The 18,321-nt window shown below is 41.6% G+C and carries 15 protein-coding genes and 2 pseudogenes; 14 read left to right on the forward strand and 3 right to left on the reverse strand.

Annotated features, from left to right (window positions below):
• The first annotated feature begins 92 nt into the window (after window positions 1–92).
• The 11 genes and pseudogenes from K4I03_RS01095 to sdbB all read left to right on the forward strand — a co-directional run bounded on the left by K4I03_RS01095 (window position 93) and on the right by sdbB (window position 10,972).
• Window positions 93–2,171, forward strand: a pseudogene (locus K4I03_RS01095) (SSURE domain-containing protein).
• A gap of 83 nt (window positions 2,172–2,254) precedes the next feature.
• Entirely contained in the window at window positions 2,255–2,953 is a 699-nt protein-coding gene (locus K4I03_RS01105) for a response regulator transcription factor (RefSeq protein ID WP_032907405.1), read from the forward strand.
• A pseudogene (locus K4I03_RS01110) lies at window positions 2,950–3,983 on the forward strand (sensor histidine kinase). Before K4I03_RS01105 ends, K4I03_RS01110 begins: the two are co-directional and overlap by 4 nt.
• A 142-nt stretch (window positions 3,984–4,125) precedes the next feature.
• Complete coding sequence (gene ccdA2, locus K4I03_RS01115; protein WP_002897620.1) at window positions 4,126–4,836, forward strand: thiol-disulfide oxidoreductase-associated membrane protein CcdA2; 711 nt, start codon at window positions 4,126–4,128, stop codon at window positions 4,834–4,836.
• Between the two features lie 27 nt (window positions 4,837–4,863).
• Window positions 4,864–5,199, forward strand: coding sequence for a hypothetical protein (locus K4I03_RS01120; RefSeq protein WP_227963424.1), 336 nt, complete (start codon window positions 4,864–4,866; stop codon window positions 5,197–5,199).
• Between the two features lie 70 nt (window positions 5,200–5,269).
• Complete coding sequence (locus tag K4I03_RS01125) at window positions 5,270–5,833, forward strand: redoxin family protein (protein WP_227963425.1); 564 nt, start codon at window positions 5,270–5,272, stop codon at window positions 5,831–5,833.
• A 15-nt stretch (window positions 5,834–5,848) separates the two neighbouring features.
• Window positions 5,849–6,958: a peptide-methionine (R)-S-oxide reductase MsrB gene (msrB, locus tag K4I03_RS01130; protein ID WP_227963426.1), complete on the forward strand. Its 1,110-nt coding sequence runs from the start codon at window positions 5,849–5,851 to the stop codon at window positions 6,956–6,958.
• A 59-nt stretch (window positions 6,959–7,017) separates the two neighbouring features.
• Window positions 7,018–7,752 (forward strand): response regulator transcription factor, encoded by a 735-nt coding sequence (locus K4I03_RS01135; RefSeq protein ID WP_227963427.1) that lies wholly within the window; start codon window positions 7,018–7,020, stop codon window positions 7,750–7,752.
• Window positions 7,749–9,452, forward strand: coding sequence for a cache domain-containing sensor histidine kinase (locus tag K4I03_RS01140; RefSeq protein ID WP_227963428.1), 1,704 nt, complete (start codon window positions 7,749–7,751; stop codon window positions 9,450–9,452). The genes K4I03_RS01135 and K4I03_RS01140 overlap by 4 nt, the downstream gene beginning before the upstream one ends.
• A 222-nt stretch (window positions 9,453–9,674) precedes the next feature.
• Entirely contained in the window at window positions 9,675–10,382 is a 708-nt protein-coding gene (gene ccdA2 / locus K4I03_RS01145; protein ID WP_227963429.1) for a cytochrome c biogenesis CcdA family protein, read from the forward strand.
• 14 nt (window positions 10,383–10,396) lie between these two features.
• Window positions 10,397–10,972, forward strand: a complete 576-nt coding sequence (gene sdbB / locus K4I03_RS01150) for a thiol-disulfide oxidoreductase-associated lipoprotein SdbB (protein ID WP_227963430.1) — start codon at window positions 10,397–10,399, stop codon at window positions 10,970–10,972.
• A gap of 49 nt (window positions 10,973–11,021) precedes the next feature.
• Here the strand turns inward: sdbB and K4I03_RS01155 are convergent, their stop codons facing one another.
• The 3 genes from K4I03_RS01155 to K4I03_RS01165 all read right to left on the reverse strand — a co-directional run bounded on the left by K4I03_RS01155 (window position 11,022) and on the right by K4I03_RS01165 (window position 13,994).
• Window positions 11,022–12,266, reverse strand: coding sequence for an NAD(P)H-dependent oxidoreductase (locus K4I03_RS01155; RefSeq protein ID WP_060976398.1), 1,245 nt, complete (start codon window positions 12,264–12,266; stop codon window positions 11,022–11,024).
• Window positions 12,267–12,283: 17 nt separating this feature from the next.
• Window positions 12,284–12,889, reverse strand: coding sequence for an NADPH-dependent FMN reductase (locus K4I03_RS01160; RefSeq protein WP_002900396.1), 606 nt, complete (start codon window positions 12,887–12,889; stop codon window positions 12,284–12,286).
• Window positions 12,890–13,058: 169 nt separating this feature from the next.
• Entirely contained in the window at window positions 13,059–13,994 is a 936-nt protein-coding gene (locus tag K4I03_RS01165; protein ID WP_227963431.1) for an FAD:protein FMN transferase, read from the reverse strand.
• Between the two features lie 258 nt (window positions 13,995–14,252).
• On the opposite strand from K4I03_RS01165, the gene nox reads away from it, so the two are divergent.
• The 3 genes from nox to efeO all read left to right on the forward strand — a co-directional run bounded on the left by nox (window position 14,253) and on the right by efeO (window position 18,321).
• Window positions 14,253–15,629, forward strand: a complete 1,377-nt coding sequence (gene nox, locus K4I03_RS01170) for a H2O-forming NADH oxidase (RefSeq protein ID WP_227963432.1) — start codon at window positions 14,253–14,255, stop codon at window positions 15,627–15,629.
• 144 nt (window positions 15,630–15,773) lie between these two features.
• Window positions 15,774–17,330 carry a ClC family H(+)/Cl(-) exchange transporter gene (locus K4I03_RS01175; RefSeq protein WP_227963433.1) on the forward strand — a complete coding sequence of 519 codons (1,557 nt, stop codon included), beginning with the start codon at window positions 15,774–15,776 and terminating at the stop codon, window positions 17,328–17,330.
• A 118-nt stretch (window positions 17,331–17,448) separates the two neighbouring features.
• Window positions 17,449–18,321: an iron uptake system protein EfeO gene (efeO, locus tag K4I03_RS01180; RefSeq protein ID WP_227963434.1), complete on the forward strand. Its 873-nt coding sequence runs from the start codon at window positions 17,449–17,451 to the stop codon at window positions 18,319–18,321.

Raw genomic sequence — 18,321 nt, forward strand, 5'->3', positions numbered from 1 at the left:
GATTTAAGAAAAATTTTAACTTTTTCTTAACCATTTTTAATCTTAGGAGATTATACTAAAGTCATAAAAAAACAAACCTAAAGGAGAATCTTATGAAATTCAATTCAAATCAAAAATATACCCGCTGGTCAATTCGTCGTTTAAGCGTGGGTGTGGCTTCCGTTGTTGTTGCCAGTGGTTTCTTTTTGCTAGTTGGTCAACCAAATACCGTACATGCAGACGATCTCACCTCAACTCCTACTAAAGTTCTTCAAGAAGATTCGTCATTATTAGAAAAGAATGAGTTGCCAGAGACAGTTTTAAAAGAAGAAATGGATTCGGCTCTACCTGTAAATCAGTCAGCTACTAAGGAAGAGGTTGATGAAACTATTTCTCTAGATAAGTCTAGCCTAGCTCCTAACGAAGAAATGGTAGAACCAAAAGAAGAACAGACTATGGCAGAAGTTAGCAATCAAAAAAAAAGAAGCTAAACCGGAGGCAACTCTTGTTGAAGTTTCAAACCAAGATCGTGAAGCGGCTACTTCTCAATCGGTAACTACTCCAGATGAAGTTAGAAAAGGAGTTGAAGAAAATACTAAGGACTCAGTAGACGTTCCGGCCAGCTACTTAGAAAAAGCGAACGTTCCTGGTCCATTCTTGGCAGGTGTTAATCAAGTTATTCCGTATGAAGCTTTCGGTGGAGATGGTATGTTGACGCGCCTCTTGCTCAAATCTTCTGACAAGGCTCCTTGGTCAGACAATGGTTCAGCTAACAATCCAGCCCTCTTGCCACTTGAAGGCTTGGCGAAAGGTCAATACTTCTACGAAGTGGATTTGAACGGCAATACTACAGGTAAAGACGGACAAGCCCTTCTTGACCAACTTCGCATTAATGGCACTCATGATTACCAAGCGACTGTCAAAGTTTATGGTGCCAAAGATGGTAAACCAGATTCGACTAATCTTGTAGCAACAAAAAATGTAACTGTTAGTTTAAATGGCCTTGTTTCAAAAGAATCAGTCAAAGACTCAGTCACCAAAAATATTAAAGACCATATTGATGTTCCAGCTAGCTATTTAGAAAAAGCGAACGTTTCTGGTCCATTCTTGGCAGGTGTTAATCAAGTTATTCCGTATGAAGCTTTCGGTGGAGATGGTATGTTGACTCGCCTCTTGTTAAAAGCCTCAGACAAAGCCCCATGGTCAGATAATGGTTCGGCTAAAAATCCTGCTCTATTGCCGCTTGAAGGCTTGGCAAAAGGTCAATACTTCTACGAAGTGGATTTGAACGGCAATACTACAGGTAAAGACGGGCAAGCCCTTCTTGACCAACTTCGTATTAATGGCACCCATGATTACCAAGCGACTGTCAAAGTCTATGGTGCTAAAGATGGTAAACCAGATTTGACTAATCTTGTAGCAACAAAAAATGTAACTGTTAGTTTAAATGGCCTTGTTTCAAAAGAATCAGTCAAAGACTCAGTCACCCAAAATATTAAAGACCATATTGATGTCCCAGCCAGCTACTTAGAAAAAGCAAACGTTCCTGGTCCATTCTTGGCAGGTGTTAATCAAGTTATTCCGTATGAAGCTTTCGGTGGAGATGGTATGTTGACTCGCCTCTTGTTAAAAGCCTCAGACAAAGCCCCATGGTCAGATAATGGTTCGGCTAAAAATCCTGCTCTCTTGCCACTTGAAGGCTTGGCGAAAGGTCAATACTTCTACGAAGTGGATTTGAACGGCAATACTACAGGTAAAGACGGACAAGCCCTTCTTGACCAACTTCGCATTAATGGCACTCATGCTTACCAAGCGACTGTCAAAGTCTATGGCGCTAAAGATGGTAAACCAGATTTGACTAATCTTATCGCAACTCGCCAAGTAATAATTCGGCTGTATGGAAAAGAAATGTCTGCACAACCATATCAACAAGAACAAATGAATGTGAAACCTTCTACAACAGATTCTATGAGAACAGCTAAGGGTATGAAAGAAGTGGATCACCGTATAACTGATCTGAAGGAGAAACATCCCACTTCTAATCCGATGGCAGATATGGTGAAAAAAATGATAAGCCTTCGTTACCAAAAACTGGTGAAGCCCAGACTTCTACAGCAACAATTGGTTTCTTTGGGCTAGCCTTGGCAGGAATTCTTGGCTTTCTAGGTTTGAAAGAAAGACAAAAAGATTAAGTAAGGTTCAAATCATTTAAAAATTACTAAAAATAGTGTTATACTAAAGCCAGTATAACACTGTTTTTATGAGGAGATTGACAATGGGAAAGACAATTTTACTTGTTGATGATGAGATGGATATTCTGGATATCAAAAAGCGCTATCTTGTGCAGGCTGGCTACCAAGTTTTAGTGGCTCGAGATGGCGTGGAGGGATTAGAGCTTTTCAGAAAGAAATCTGTTGACCTGATCATCACGGATATTATGATGCCAAATATGGACGGCTATGACTTTATCAGTGAGGTTCAGTATATAGTACCTGATCAACCTTTTCTTTTTACAACGGCTAAGACCAGCGAGCAAGACAAAATTTACGGGTTGAGCTTAGGAGCAGATGATTTTATAGCCAAACCTTTTAGTCCACGCGAGCTAGTTCTAAGAGTCAATAATATTTTGCGCCGACTTCATCGTGGAGGTGAGATCGAACAAATTGAGCTCGGTGACTTGATGATGAATCATGTGGTTCATGAGGCTCGTATCGGGGAGTGTTTGTTGGAATTAACAGTGAAGTCCTTTGAACTGCTTTGGATTTTAGCTAGTAATCCTGAGAGAGTTTTTTCAAAGACGGAGCTTTACGAGAAGGTGTGGCAGGAAGACTTCGTAGATGATACCAATACACTTAATGTTCATATCCATGCTCTGAGACAGGAATTGACCAAGTATGCCAGTTCAAACACTCCTGCCATCAAAACTGTCTGGGGTCTTGGGTATAAAATGGAAAGATCACGAGGTGGAAAATGAAATTAAAAAGTTACATTCTAGTAGGGTACCTAATTTCTAGCCTACTAACGATTTTACTCGTTTTCTGGGCAGTCCAGCGAATGTTGATTGTAAAAAGCGAGATTTATTTCCTAGTTGGAATGACATTGATTGCTAGTTTTATAGGAGCGGCAGTCAGTCTCTTTCTTTTATCGCCAGTATTTTCTTCCCTTTGGCATCTGAAAAACAGGCTCAGAATATAGCTGACAAGGATTTTAGTACAGAGATTGACGCCAAGGGCCCTATCGAATTTCAAGAGTTGGGTCAGGCTTTTAATGATATGTCGCATAATTTGCAAGAAACGTTTGAGTCGCTTGATGAAAGTGAACGAGAAAAAGGAATGATGATTGCCCAGCTTTCTCACGATATTAAAACTCCCATTACCTCTATTCAGGCGACTGTGGAGGGGATTTTAGATGGAGTGATTGAAGAAGAGGAGCAGATTCATTACTTGACCACGATTAGCCGTCAGACAGAGCGTTTGAATAAATTGGTGGAAGAATTAGATGTTTTGACTCTTAATGCCCAGCCTCAAATAGAATCAGATGAAGAAGCTGAAATAGTCTTTCTAGACCAGCTATTGATTGAGGTCATGAGTGAATTTCAACTATTGATTGAGCGGGAGGAGCGGGATATCTACATTCAAGTGTCTCCCGAGTCAGCGAAAATTAAGAGCCATTACGATAAACTTTCCCGTATTTTGCTCAACTTGCTAAATAATGCCTTTAAATACTCCGACCCTGGGACTAAAATTGAGATCGTGGCTCAGTTAACTGAGCAAATCTTGACAATCAGTGTGAAGGATGAGGGACGGGGTATTTCTCCTGAGAATTTGGATAAGATTTTTAAACGCCTTTACCGTGTGGAAACTTCTCGAAATATGAAGACAGGTGGGCATGGTCTGGGCCCTGCTATTGCACGTGAGTTGGCTCATCAGCTGGGTGGGGAAATAACGGTCGAAAGCCAGTATGGCCTAGGAAGCACTTTTACATTTACTCTCAACTTAACATAAATCCACAATAAGTGATAAACATTTTTAACGCTTGATTTAGCAAAGATAACATCAAATTCAAGTTTTTTCAAATCTATCTCCCTATTTTTAGGGGGATTTTTATTTTATACTATAGTCAGAAATTGATAGAGAGGTTTTTGAAATGGCAACAAGTTTTTTGTTCTTTATTTCTGTTTTTCTGGCGGGGATTCTATCTTTTTTCTCGCCCTGTATTTTACCGCTTATGCCAGTCTATGTGGGGATTTTGCTGGATTCGGATCAGCCGAAAACGGTTCGGTTTATGGGAAAAGATATTTCCTGGTATGGTCTAGCTAAGACTCTCTGCTTTATAGCTGGCTTATCAACTGTATTCTTAGTTTTGGGCTATGGAGCTGGTGCTTTGGGGCAAGTCCTCTATGCCCCTTGGTTTCGCTACGTTCTTGGTGGGATTGTCATTCTACTGGGAATCCATCAGATGGGAATCATTAATATCCAGCAACTGCAAAAGCAAAAGAGCATCCAACTTAAAAAGAATAGTAAAAGAAGTGATTTTCTTAACGCTTTTCTCTTGGGTATCACCTTTAGCTTTGGTTGGACGCCCTGTGTGGGACCTGTTCTGAGTTCTGTTTTAGCAATTGCTGCTTCTGGCGGTAACGGCGCTCTTCAGGGAGGTTTGCTTATGTTGGTTTATACACTTGGATTAGCACTTCCTTTTCTAGCTATGGCTTTGGCTTCTGGCTGGGTATTACAGCGCTTTGCGAAACTCAAACCTTATATGGGAACGCTTAAGAAAATCGGCGGTGCACTCATCATTCTCATGGGAATTTTGCTGATGCTTGGAAATCTAAACGCTTTAGCATCATTATTTGGATAAAAATTATATAATTAAAGGAGACACATCATGAAAAAAATCACTACACTTACAATCGCTGCACTTAGTATCTTTGTCCTAGCTGCCTGCTCTAATCAAAAATCAGATTCTGACATGAAGAAGATGGATGACAGCAGCATGATGAAGAAAGATGATATGAAGAAAGATGATATGAAAAAAGACGACATGAAGAAAGAGGATATGAAAGACTCTAGCATGTCTGATGATAAAATGAAAAAGGATGATATGAAGGACTCTTCTATGATGTCCGACAGTAATTCTGACATGAAAGATGATATGAAATCAAGCGATTCAAGCATGAAGGATGATATGAAAGATTCATCCGAAATGTCATCTGACAAATAAGAATTCCACCATAGGAAAGAAAGTCGTCAGTTTTGTCGGCTTTCTCCTTATTTTGAAAGGAAAGAAAACGATGAAGAAGTTATCGATAATGACTATCAGTCTGCTTTGTGTCGGCTTTTTGGGAGCCTGTTCAAATCAGAAGATGAACTCGGAAGTTTCTAAAAGTGATAAAAGTAATATGGAAACAAAAGCTGATTCTGGGCAATCTACCAAGATGGCCAAGGACTTTAGTCTGCAAGGTGTGGACGGCAAGACCTACAAACTGTCTGATTTTAAAGGCAAGAAAGTATATTTAAAGTTTTGGGCTTCTTGGTGCTCTATCTGCCTATCTACACTTGGTGATACTAATGATTTAGCTAAGGAGCAGTCAGGAAAAGATTATGTTGTCCTGTCGGTGGTGTCTCCGACTTTTAACGGAGAAAAGTCTGCTGATGATTTCAAGGAATGGTACAAGTCTTTAGATTACAAAGACTTCCCAGTTCTCATGGATACTAAGGGAGAATTGCTGAAAGAATACGGTATTCGCTCTTATCCATCTGCTCTTTTCGTAGGCAGCGACGGTTCTCTTGCTAAGACACATATTGGCTACATGAGCAAGGAAGATATTGAGAAAACACTGAAAGAAATCAAGTAAAAAGGAGCAATGAACATGGAAGGCAAATGGAAAATTCTTCTGGTTATGCTTGGTTTGCTTGTCTGCTTTGGACTGGTCTATGTGATTGCGGGGAATGGTAAGCAATCATCTCCTGAACAGATTAAGAAAGCTTCAATGAGCAAGACAGAAGCGGTAGCCAAACAAAAGACAGAAGATGTCAAGGAAGAGGACAAGCGGGAGATTTATCTGGCCGGTGGCTGTTTTTGGGGAGTAGAAGAGTACTTTTCTCGTGTGCCAGGTGTACTTGATGCAGTATCAGGCTATGCAAATGGTAAGGGAGACACGACCAAGTATGAATTGGTCTCTCAAACTGGTCACGCTGAGACGGTTCACATCACTTACAATGCCAAGAAAATTTCGCTAAAAGAAATTCTGCTTCACTATTTCCGCATTATTGATCCAACTTCTAAAAACAAGCAGGGAAATGATCAGGGTACTCAGTACCGGACAGGTGTTTATTATAAGGATGAAGCTGATCTAGATACGATTAACCAGGTCTTTGATGAGGTTGCTAAGAAATATGATAAGCCTTTAGCTGTTGAAAAAGAACCTCTGAAAAACTTTATCAAAGCAGAAGATTATCATCAGGATTACCTAAAAAAGAATCCTAATGGATATTGCCATATCGATGTCAATCAAGCTGCCTACCCTGTTATTGAAGCTAGTCGCTATCCTAAGCCTAGCGATGAAGAGATTAAGGCTAAGCTCTCTCCTGAAGAATACGCAGTCACACAAAAGAATGACACAGAGCGGGCCTTTTCTAACCGCTACTGGGATAAGTTCGATGCTGGTATCTATGTTGATGTGGTGACAGGAGAGCCACTCTTTTCATCAAAGGATAAGTTTGACTCAGGCTGCGGTTGGCCCAGTTTCACCCGTCCTATCAGTCCAGATGTTGCGACTTACAAAGAAGACAAGAGTTTCAATATGACACGGACAGAAGTTCGCAGTCGGGCTGGAAATTCACATCTGGGGCATGTTTTTACAGATGGTCCTAAGGAAAAGGGCGGCTTGCGCTATTGTATTAATAGTTTGTCCATTAAGTTCATTCCAAAAGCTGAGATGGAGGAGAAGGGCTACGGTTATCTTTTGGATTATGTTTAAGAGCATTTTGATTGAAAATTTGCTATAATAAATCCAGTAAGAATAAGGAGTTGAATCTTGTGTATTCAATTATGATTGTAGAGGATGAGTATCTGGTAAGGCAGGGGATTGCATCCTTGGTAGACTATGAACAGTTTGGTATGCAAGTCATCGCCCAGGCTGAAAATGGAATAGAAGCTTGGAAGAAATTTCAGGAAAATCCTGCTGACATCCTGCTGACCGATATCAATATGCCACAGATGAACGGTCTCGAACTGGCCAAGCTAGTCAGAGATCAGGCTCCTAAGTGCCATATCGTTTTTCTGACAGGCTATGATGATTTTGACTATGCTAGGACAGCTATTAAGCTAGGTGCAGATGACTATCTTCTCAAGCCATTTTCCAAGGATGATGTTGAGGAAATGTTGGCCAAGGTGCAGACCAAGCTTGATAAGGAACGTAAAAAATCCCAGATTCAAAACTTGGTCGATCAGGGGCAGCGCTCTGAGTTGGAAGAGGTTATTCACGCGCGTCTAGCTGATTCAGAATTAAGCCTGAAAAGTTTGGCTTTCCAATTGGGGTTTAGTCCGTCCTATCTCAGCGTTCTTATCAAAAAGGAATTAGGCTTGCCCTTTCAAGATTATCTGATTCAGGAGCGGATGAAAAAAGCAAAACTCTTACTCCTGACTACAGATTTGAAGATTTATGAAATAGCAGAGCAGGTAGGTTTTGAAGATATGAACTATTTTTCTCAGCGCTTCAAGCAGGTGGTCGGGCTGACACCTCGACAGTTTAAAAAAGGAGGGGAGAAATGAAACGATATCCGCTTCTTATCCAGTTGATTGTCTATATTTTTCTGCTGGTCCTTTTACTCTTGGGGTTTGTTGGGAGTCTTTACTATCAGACTAGCTCGGGGACTATTCGGCAGCTGACAGAGCGGACGACGCGCAATAGCATGGAGCAAAGCGGGCAGTTCATTGCTTCCTATTTGCAAAAATTAAAACAAACCACCTCCACACTGAGCAAGGAAGAAACGATTCGGAAGTTTGCTCAGAATCAAGAAAGCAGCGAAACGTCAGTACAGGCTTTGATGAAAACCATCATTGAAACAGATCCGGATTTGGTGTCGGCAGTATTGGTTACCAAGGACGGGCGCGTGGTCTCGACAGATACTCAAATCAGCATGCAGACATCCTCTGATATGATGAATGAAAAATGGTATCAGGAAGCTGTCCATACCAGAGCCATGCCTGTCTTGACTCCTGCTCGCAAAGAGTCTCTGTCATCAGAGAAAGAGAAGTGGGTTGTTTCCGTCACTCAGGAAGTAGTGGATGAAACAGGGCAGAATCTAGGTGTTTTACGTTTGGATATTGGCTACAATAGTCTCAAAGCCTATTTGGATCGGCTTCAGCTAGGAAAGAAGGGCTTTAGCTTTATTGTCAATAGCCAGCATGAATTTGTCTATCATCCTAAGAAAAGTGTTTACTCCTCCAGTCAGGAAATGAAAGCTATGCAGTCCTATATCTCGGTCAAGGATGGTTACGCAGACCAGAAAGAGGCTTTTGTCTATCAGATTGATATCGCAGACAGCGACTGGACTTTAATTGGCGTTGCCTCTTTAGAGCAATTACAGATGCTTCAGTCACAGATGCTTTATTCTTTTATAGGAATGGGCGTTTTAGCACTCCTGATGTGCTTGACTGGTATTTGGTTTGTCCTGCGTTTGTGGATTAAGCCTCTTCAGAATCTACAAGCTGTTATTCTGAAGATTGGGGCAGGCGACTCAAATCTGCGAGCGGAAGCTAAGGGTTCTCCAGAGTTGGTTGACTTGGCTCAGCAGTTCAATAAAATGCTGGACCAAATTGAACAACTAATGGAAGCTGTCAAGGCTGAAGAACAAAATGTCCGCCGCTATGAGCTCCGAGCTCTCTCAGCTCAAATCAATCCCCATTTCCTTTATAATACCTTGGATACGATTGTCTGGATGGCTGAGTTTAATGACAGTAAGCGTGTTGTTGAGGTAACGAAATCACTCGCTCAATATTTCCGCTTGGCGCTCAATCAAGGACATGAACAGATTGCTCTCAAAGATGAGATTGACCACGTTCGTCAGTATCTCTTTATCCAGAAGCAGCGCTATGGTGACAAGCTCCAATATGAGATTGAAGAGGATGAATCTCTAGCTGATTATAAATTGCCCAAGCTGGTACTCCAGCCCTTGGTTGAAAATGCCATCTACCATGGTATCAAGGAAATTGACCGACAAGGCATGATTCGGGTGACGTCAGCAGCAGAAGAGGGGCAGCTGATACTGTCTATCTATGATAACGGCCGTGGTTTTGAACTCCGCGACTCTACGGACATGACTCTCCCTCGCTTAGGCGGTGTCGGTCTGAAAAATGTCGATCAACGCTTGAGATTGCAGTTCGGAGACGACTACCATATGGAAATCGATTCTGAACCAGATAAATTCACCAAGATTAGTCTTTATTTGCCGCTAGTTACAGATGATTAAATCTATTAAGTTTTAAAATATTCAAGCCGGTAGGATTTTCTCCGGCTTTTTACTGTTTGAAAAAATGCACTGGTTTTGCTGTTCATCAAGCGAATTTTTCTATTTTCCTAGTCACATTATGTTTACCAGAAAATTACCGTAGCGGATTTGTGAAAAATCTATAAGATTCATTTATAATGATAAATGAATGAATATTCTAGGTAAGGAGTTAGAGGAGAGTAAATGGAGTCGCCTTTATTTTTTGTTTCAGTTTTTTTAGCGGGTATTTTGTCCTTCTTTTCCCCTTGTATTTTTCCTTTATTGCCGGTTTATATTGGCATTTTATTGGATGACAAGGAGGTCAAGACCCTGAAAGTATTCGGCCGAGAGCTTGCTTGGCAGGGAATGGTTAGAACACTCTTTTTCATTGCGGGTATCTCAACAGTCTTCTTTTTTCTAGGCTTTGGAGCCGGATTTTTAGGAACGATTATTTACAGTCCGACCTTTCGTTATGTGATGGGTGGCCTCATCATTCTGCTAGGTCTGCACCAGATGGAGCTTATTAATATTCGCCAGTTACAGATTCAAAAGAGCTTGACTTTCAAAAAGAACGGTCAGAAACATCATTTTTGGTCTGCATTCTTATTAGGTATTACCTTTAGCTTTGGTTGGACTCCTTGCATTGGTCCGATTCTCAGCTCAGTCTTAGCCTTAGCGGCTTCGGGTGGGAATGGTGCATTTCAGGGAGCAATTTTGACCTTGATTTACACTTTGGGAATGGCCTTGCCTTTCTTAATCTTAGCTTTGGCATCTAGCTTTGTTATGCAGTATTTTAATAAAATCAAGCCTTATATGGGCCTGATGAAGAAAATCGGTGGAGCCCTGATTATTCTGATGGGAATTCTGCTGATGCTAGGACAGCTCAACGCCCTGTCTGGACTTTTTGGATAAAAGGAGAAAGAAATATGAAAAAATTTGTTACGTTATTAGCAACTGTGTCAGCTGTAGCCTTTTTGGCGGCCTGCTCGGAGCAGGAGGATAAGCCTATGACTATGACCACAACCAGCAGTTCATCTAGTGAGGCTGCTCAGACAAGTACAGTCACCCAAGCAGCTGTCGGTCAAGAGGCTCCCGACTTTACTCTGCAGTCTATGGATGGAAAAACAGTCAAGCTTTCTGACTATAAAGGCAAGAAGGTTTATCTAAAATTCTGGGCTTCTTGGTGCGGACCTTGTAAGAAGAGTATGCCAGAATTGGTCGAATTAGCTGGTAAAACGGACCGTGATTTCGAAATCTTGACAGTTGTAGCACCAGGTCTCCAAGGAGAGAAATCTGCCGAGGAATTCCCAAAATGGTTTCAAGAACAAGGTTATAAAGATGTACCAGTTCTATTTGACACTTCGGGAGAAATTTTCCAAGCCTATCAGATCCGCAGTATCCCGACTGAAATCCTCATTGACAGTCAAGGGAAAATCGGGAAAATCCAGTTTGGGGCTATCAGCAATACTGATGCAGAAGCAGCTTTCAAAGAAATGAAATAAAGCAAAAAAGAATGGACTTATCATCCATTCTTTTTAGTTTGAAAGGTAATTAAGCGCTAGCACCTGATGTCGCATCGGCTCCTCCGTCTCCATGACCTCCATCGCCTCCAGCATCAGAAGCACCAGAAGTAGCGTCTGCGTCTCCATGACCTCCGGCAGGAGCAAATGGTCCGCTGCCTCCAACCAAACGTTGACCAGTTTCTTTTAAGTACCAGTCAAGCCATGGTTGGAAATTAAAGACGATTTCATTGATACCTGCGTATGATCCGTCAGGATAGTACATAGCTTGGTAGTTGTGGGTATTGATAACGCCTGCAGGTGAACCTGGGACGATTGTACGTACGTATTCTTGATTTCCGTTGCGAAGTGTTCCAATAACCCACTCTACATTCTTCATCCGAGCTGGTGGAAGAGAACCATGAACAGTTGACATGCGGCTACCTGATTGAGGTGGCACACGTTTAGCAAACATAGTGTCTGGATCTTGGTGGGCGTTATTGTAGTAGAGGAATTGATTGTTATCGTCAGCGTATGTCAATTCAAATGGCATAGCTTTTAAGAACATATCAATCTGGTTAACGGTCAAGATACCATGGTCGAGTTTGACATAAGTATCACCAGAAACAGCGCCAGTGATTGCTGCGACTTTTTCCACCCATTCTGGATCATCTGGATCAACTTCTGTAATTGTCGTAGCGATTGGTTTTCCGCAGTCTAAATCTTCAGGTTCGATTGGTTTTGGTTTTTTCAATTTTGAAACCACCTCTACATATTTGATAAAGTTATCTAAGCATGTTTCAAGGAAATTCACAGTTCCTTCGTTGGTGATATTACCATCATTGTCAAAAGCTTCCTTGGCTTTGCCCAGCAAGAACTCATTGCCTGGAAGAGTGTAAGCATTGACACCAGGTGCGTCTAGGATTTTACGCAGGTGAACTTGAGCGCGAGATGTTCCTTGGTCGTAGTATGATGCACCAACAATCATGACAGGCTTGTTTTCGAAAGGATGAACCTCGAAAGAGAGCCATTCCAAGACACTCTTCAAAGGAGCGCTGATAGTATGATTGTGCTCAGGAGTTGCGATGATGACACCGTCTGCACGTGTGATTTTGTTATACAAATAACGCAACTGGAAGCTTTCATCCCATTTTTCATCCTGGTTAAACATTGGGACTTCATCGATTTCTAAGACTTCCAATTCAAATTTAATTTTGAACTGACGGCGGATGAATTCCAATAATTTTCGGTTGTATGATTGTTCGTAGTTTGATCCTACAATTCCAACAAATTTCATTCTTTCGGTCTCCTATCTTACAATTTTTCCCAGTTAAATTCTTCGGCATCTTTGCGAAGCAATTCTTGTGCGTTGCGCAATTTTTCAGTGATTTTGACAAAGATACGGAAGTCATCAAAGATAGCATCCAATTTTTTGACAACATCAAGATCTACCAAGTCTCCGCTTTGGTCAAAAGCTTGAAGGGAATGCGAAAGCAAGAACTCATCTGGAAGAACAGTTGCCTTGATTTCTGGAGCGTTCAAAATTTGACGGAGCTGCAATTGGGCACGAGAGGAGCCAAGTGTACCATAAGAAGCACCAGTGATCATGACCGGCTTGTTCAGCAGTGGATAGATACCATAAGAAAGCCAAGCCAGAGCGTTCATAAGCACAGCTGGAATAGAGTGGTCGTACTCAGGTGTACCGATAAGTACGCCGTCTGCTGCATCAATTTTTTCGGCAATTTCTGATACCAACTCAGGGACGTTTCTGTCAGCAGGTTTATTAAACATTGGGATATCTTTAATCTCTACCAGCTCGATTTCAGCCTTGTCAGCAAAGTGCTTAGACATATATTGAAGAAGTTGCCGGTTTGTAGAACGTTTAGAATTTGTTCCAACAATTGCAATAAGTTTTAACATAAAATTTCCTTTCTGAAATGAAGATACAAATCCCTCGTAGGTGCAGTTATTTTTCTTTAGGCAAGTAAAACCAAAAGAAAGAGAGGGCGTTTTAAATGGGCATTATTTATAAAAGCTAGAGCGATAGAAGTACCGCTTAGTGCTGTAGCAAATTCATCACTTTTGAGAATTAAGAAGCAGTAATTATCTGCTCTAAAAGACCTGAGCTACAGAAGAGCTGACTGTCTTGGGTGATTATCAAGGCTTCAATCCCTGCTTGCTCTTCAATCTGAGACAGAATTGATGTCGGACTTTCACCAAATAGACGGGTTGTCCAGATTTCGCCATCTACCGACTTGTCTGAAACAATGGTCAGACTAGCCAATTGATTTTCGATAGGATAGCCTGTTTTGCGATTCAGAATGTGATGGTAGTTCCGCCCTTCAACTGTAAGGGTTCGCTCGTAGATTCCTGATGTGACCACTGACTGATTGCTGACAGCTAGTATTGCTGAGTGATTGCCACGAGGCAGCTTGGGATTTTGAATGCCAATTCGCCAGGCACGCTGGCTGACTGCATTCTGCCCAATGGTTAGTACATTGCCACCGAGATTGATAAGAGCAGAGGTCACTCCCTGACTCAGCAAATAGTCTTTAATCTTATCAGCGATATAACCTTTAGCCAAGGCACCTAAATCCAGCTTCATGTCTTTCTTAGTCAAAAAGACACTACAATCTTCTGGATTCAGCTCAAGCAAGTTTGTGTCAGTTAAGCTCAGAGCTTGCTGAATCTCCTCCCTACTTGGTAGACGGGCATCTGAAAATCCTATCCGCCAGGTCTGAACGAGAGGGCCAATAGTGATATTTAAGTGGCTGCCTTCTGCTAGGCTGTGATATTTTCCCAGCTCAATCAGTTCAAAAAGCTCTGGATGAACTGAGACACTTTCAATTCCTGCCAGATGATTGATACTCATAAGTTCAGAGTCTTCATCATTGGCACTGAAGCGATTTTTATAGAGATGAAGCAGTTGGACTGCCTCATCTAAGAGTATTTCCGCTCGCTCATGATAGAGAGAGATGCAAATCGTACTCCCCATCAAATGGAGTGAGCGAGAAGCAAAGTCCACATTATCACAACCTTTCTAAAATTAACCTCTCTAACCTTATTATATCAAAAAGATACCGGTTTCACAATCTTAAAATTGTTATATTTTCAGAAAATTAACTTTCGCACAAAGCTGTGTTTTCGAAGCAATAAGACAGCGGTGGTAAAGCATTTTAGGCAGTATAAGAATTTTTGAAAATCTCGAGCAAATTTCTTGTAAACGCTCACAGGAGATGATATACTGTTCTAGTAAATTATAAATTAAGGTAGGACTATTCTTATGAGTAAAATCGTTGTAGTTGGTGCAAACCACGCAGGTACAGCGTGTATTAATACAATGTTGGACAATTATGGTGCAGAAAACGAAGTAGTTATTTTTGACCAAAACTCAAACATTTCATTCTTGGCATGCGGAATGGCCCTTTGGATTGGACAGCAAATCAGCAAGCCAGATGGACTTTTTTATGCAGATAAAGAAACTTTTGAAGCAAAAGGCGCAAAAGTTTATATGAATTCACCAGTTGAGTCAATTGATTATGATGCGAAAAAAGTTACAGCTATTGTAGATGGTAAAGAGCATGTAGAGTCATATGACAAATTGATTTTGGCAACAGGTTCTCAGCCAATTCTGCCTCCGATTAAAGGTGCTGAGATGGATCCTAACAGTCGGGAATTTAAGTCAACTTTGGAAAATCTGCAATTCGTAAAATTGTATCAAAATGCTGCAGATGTTATTGAAAAATTGCAAGACAAGAGCAAACATATCGAACGTGTGGCAGTAGTCGGAGCTGGTTACATTGGGGTTGAGTTGGCAGAAGCCTTCAAACGCCTTGGTAAAGAAGTGATTCTGATTGACGTTGTGGATACTTGTTTGGCGGGTTACTATGACCACGACTTGTCTGAAATGATGCGTCAGAATCTTGAAGATAACGGTGTTCAATTAGCCTTTGGGCAAACTGTTCAAGCTATTGAAGGTGAAAGCAAGGTAGAACGCATTGTAACGGATAAAGCTAGCTATGATGTAGATATGGTTGTTCTCGCGGTTGGTTTCCGACCAAACACTGGTCTTGGCGCTGGCAAGTTGGAAACATTCCGCAATGGTGCTTTCTTGGTGGATAAGAAACAAGAAACTAGCATCAAAGATGTTTATGCAATCGGTGACTGTGCGACTGTCTACGATAACTCTATCAACGATACAAACTACATCGCTTTGGCTTCTAACGCCCTGCGCTCTGGTATCGTAGCAGCTCATAATGCTTGCGGACATGAATTGGAGTCTAATGGTGTTCAAGGTTCTAACGGTATCGAAATCTTTGGTTTGAAGATGGTTTCAACTGGTCTAACTGAAGAAAAAGCAAAACGCTTTGGTTACAGCCCAGCTGTAGTCGAGTTTAAAGATACTCAAAAACCAACCTTCCTTGAAAAAGTTGAACACCACGATGTTACAATTAAGATTGTTTATGATAAGGACACGCGTGTAGTTCTTGGAGCTCAGATGGTTTCTAGAGAAGATATGTCTATGGGTATTCACATGTTCTCATTGGCCATTCAGGAAAAGGTTACAATTGATAAATTGGCCTTGCTGGATCTTTTCTTCCTGCCACACTTCAACAAACCATACAACTACATTGCTCAAGCAGCTTTGAAAGCAAAATAAGAAAATGAGTCTGGAATAAATTTCCAGACTTTTTTGTAGAGGCTGTAAAAAGAAAAGTAAAAGAAGAAATTTATATTTCATCTGTTTATCAGGCCTGCTTTGTGCTAGAATAGTGGTAAAGTAACTTTTTAGAGGAGATTGGGAATGGCAAAAGAGTCTATCTCACGTGAGGACGACATCAAGAGAGAATTTAATTTCGCAACTCATTCGATTATTTCTCAGGTTTTGCGAGGTGTCTTAGTTGGGATTTTTGCTGGACTGGTGGTGGGCGTTTTTCGCTTTCTGATTGAAAAAATCTTTCATTTAGTGCAGGATGTCTACCATTGGAGTCAGCAGTCTATGATTTGGTTGCTGGCTTTGGTGTTCCTTTATGCTTTCATCGTCTTGCTCAACGCTCGCTGGGTAAAGTCGGAGAAAAATATCAAGGGATCAGGTATTCCGCAGGTCGAAGCAGAGCTGAAAGGCCTGATGTCGCTTTCTTGGTGGAGTGTTCTCTGGAAGAAGTTTGTATTGGGGATTTTAGCCATTTCTAGCGGTCTGATGTTGGGGCGAGAAGGACCAAGTATTCAGCTAGGTGCAATGAGCGGAAAAGGTGTCTCTAAATTTCTAAACCTAAGTGCTGCTGAGGAGAGAGCGCTCATTGCTAGCGGTGCAGCAGCAGGCTTAGCAGCAGCTTTTAATGCACCAATCGCAGGCCTGCTTTTCGTAGTAGAAGAGGTTTACCGTCATTTTTCACGCTTTTTCTGGGTTTCTACGCTGGCGGCCAGTCTAGTTGCTAACTTTGTCTCACTCTCCATGTTTGGCCTAACGCCAGTGCTGGACATGCCGGATAATATCCCGGTCATGAAGCTGGAGCAGTATTGGATTTACCTAGTCATGGGCTTGCTGCTAGGTTTGTCAGGTTATATTTATGAGAAAGTCATTTTGAATATTCAGCAGGTTTACCAGTTTTTGGGGCGCTTGTTTCGAATTTCAGAAGCCTATTATCCCATTCTGGCCTTTGCCTTGATTCTTCCGATTGGTTATTTCCTGCCTCACTTGCTGGGCGGGGGCAATCAGTTGATTTTATCTTTGACCGCTAGTCATTATACTGTGGGAACCTTGCTCTTATTTTTTGTTCTGCGTTTTATCTGGAGCATGCTGAGTTACGGAAGCGGGCTACCAGGTGGTATTTTTCTGCCTATCCTTGCTCTGGGTTCACTTCTGGGCGGAGCAATGGGGGCAGTCTGTCTGCAGCTGGGTTTGATTTCTCAGGAGCAATTTCCGATTTTCATTATTCTGGGCATGAGTGGCTACTTTGGAGCTATTTCCAAGGCTCCACTGACAGCTATGATTCTGGTCACAGAGATGGTCGGCGACATCCGTAATCTCATGCCGTTGGGACTGGTCACTCTGACTGCTTACATTATCATGGATCTGCTAAAAGGAGCGCCAGTCTATGAAGCCATGCTGGAAAAAATGTTGCCAGATAGTATCGAGGACCAAGGAGATACTACTTTAATTGAAATCCCTGTTTCTGAAAAGATTGCTGGTCGGCAGGTGCATGAGCTAAACTTGCCTGATGGGGTCTTGATTACCATGAATGTCCACAAGGGAAAGACTCAAACGGTCAATGGTAGCACGCGCCTCTATCTAGGAGATACGATTTACTTGGTGCTGAAAAAGACGGAAATCGGAAAAATCAAAGAAGAGCTGCTTTAATGGTCTTAATATATAGTTTTTGATTAAATTGTCAGACAATTTCTTGAAATATGAGAGAAAAACTGGTATAATTTACAGGAAATAATCTCTATCTAGGAGAGAAAACAAAGGAGTCACCATGAAAAAACTTGGCATCGTCCTATTTTCAACAGCAATTTTACTGACTGGCTGCGCAGCCAACAACTCTTCAAACAAGACTGGCTCAAGTAGCCAAGCATCCAGCAGCCAAACGGCTGTCAATCAGAAAGAATTGGACAAGGCGACAGCGGATTACAAATCTTTTGTCCAGGGACAAATCGATCAGCTCCTGACAGATACGGAGAAGTTTCGTGATACCCTTAAAGAAGGCAAGCTTGATGAGGCTAAAAAGCAATATCCGCTTATCCGTATGGCCTACGAGCGCTCGGAACCGATTGCTGAGAGCTTTGGTGAATCAGATGTTAAAATTGACTTCCGCTTAGTCGACTATGTGGATGAAAACAAGACCGAAGAAGGCTGGTCTGGTTTCCACCGCATTGAAAAAATCATGTGGGAGCAAAATACAACCAAAGGAACTGAAAGTTATGCCGATCAGCTGGTCAACGATATCAAGGAGCTAAAAGCTAAAATCGCAACGGTTGAAGTGACGCCGGATATGATGCTGACAGGCGCTGTTGACTTGCTCAATGAAGTGGCGACCAGCAAGATTACAGGTGAGGAAGAAGTATTCTCTCATACAGATCTCTATGATTTCCGAGCAAATATTGAAGGAGCAGAAAAGATTTTTGAGCTCTTCAAGCCATTGATTCAAGATAAAGATGAGAAGCTTGTTAAGACCTTGGAACTTGAGTTTAAAAATGTAAACAGTCTCCTAGACAAGCACATGACTGACTCTGAAAACTACAAACTCTATACAGAATTGACAAAAGAAGACACCAAAGAGTTGGCGGAAGCTGTGACCAAACTGGGTGAGCCTCTTTCACAAATGGGAGTCATTCTAAACGGGGAGTAA

The organism is Streptococcus sanguinis (assembly GCF_020729725.1).
Classification (GTDB): Bacteria; Bacillota; Bacilli; order Lactobacillales; family Streptococcaceae; genus Streptococcus; species Streptococcus sanguinis_V.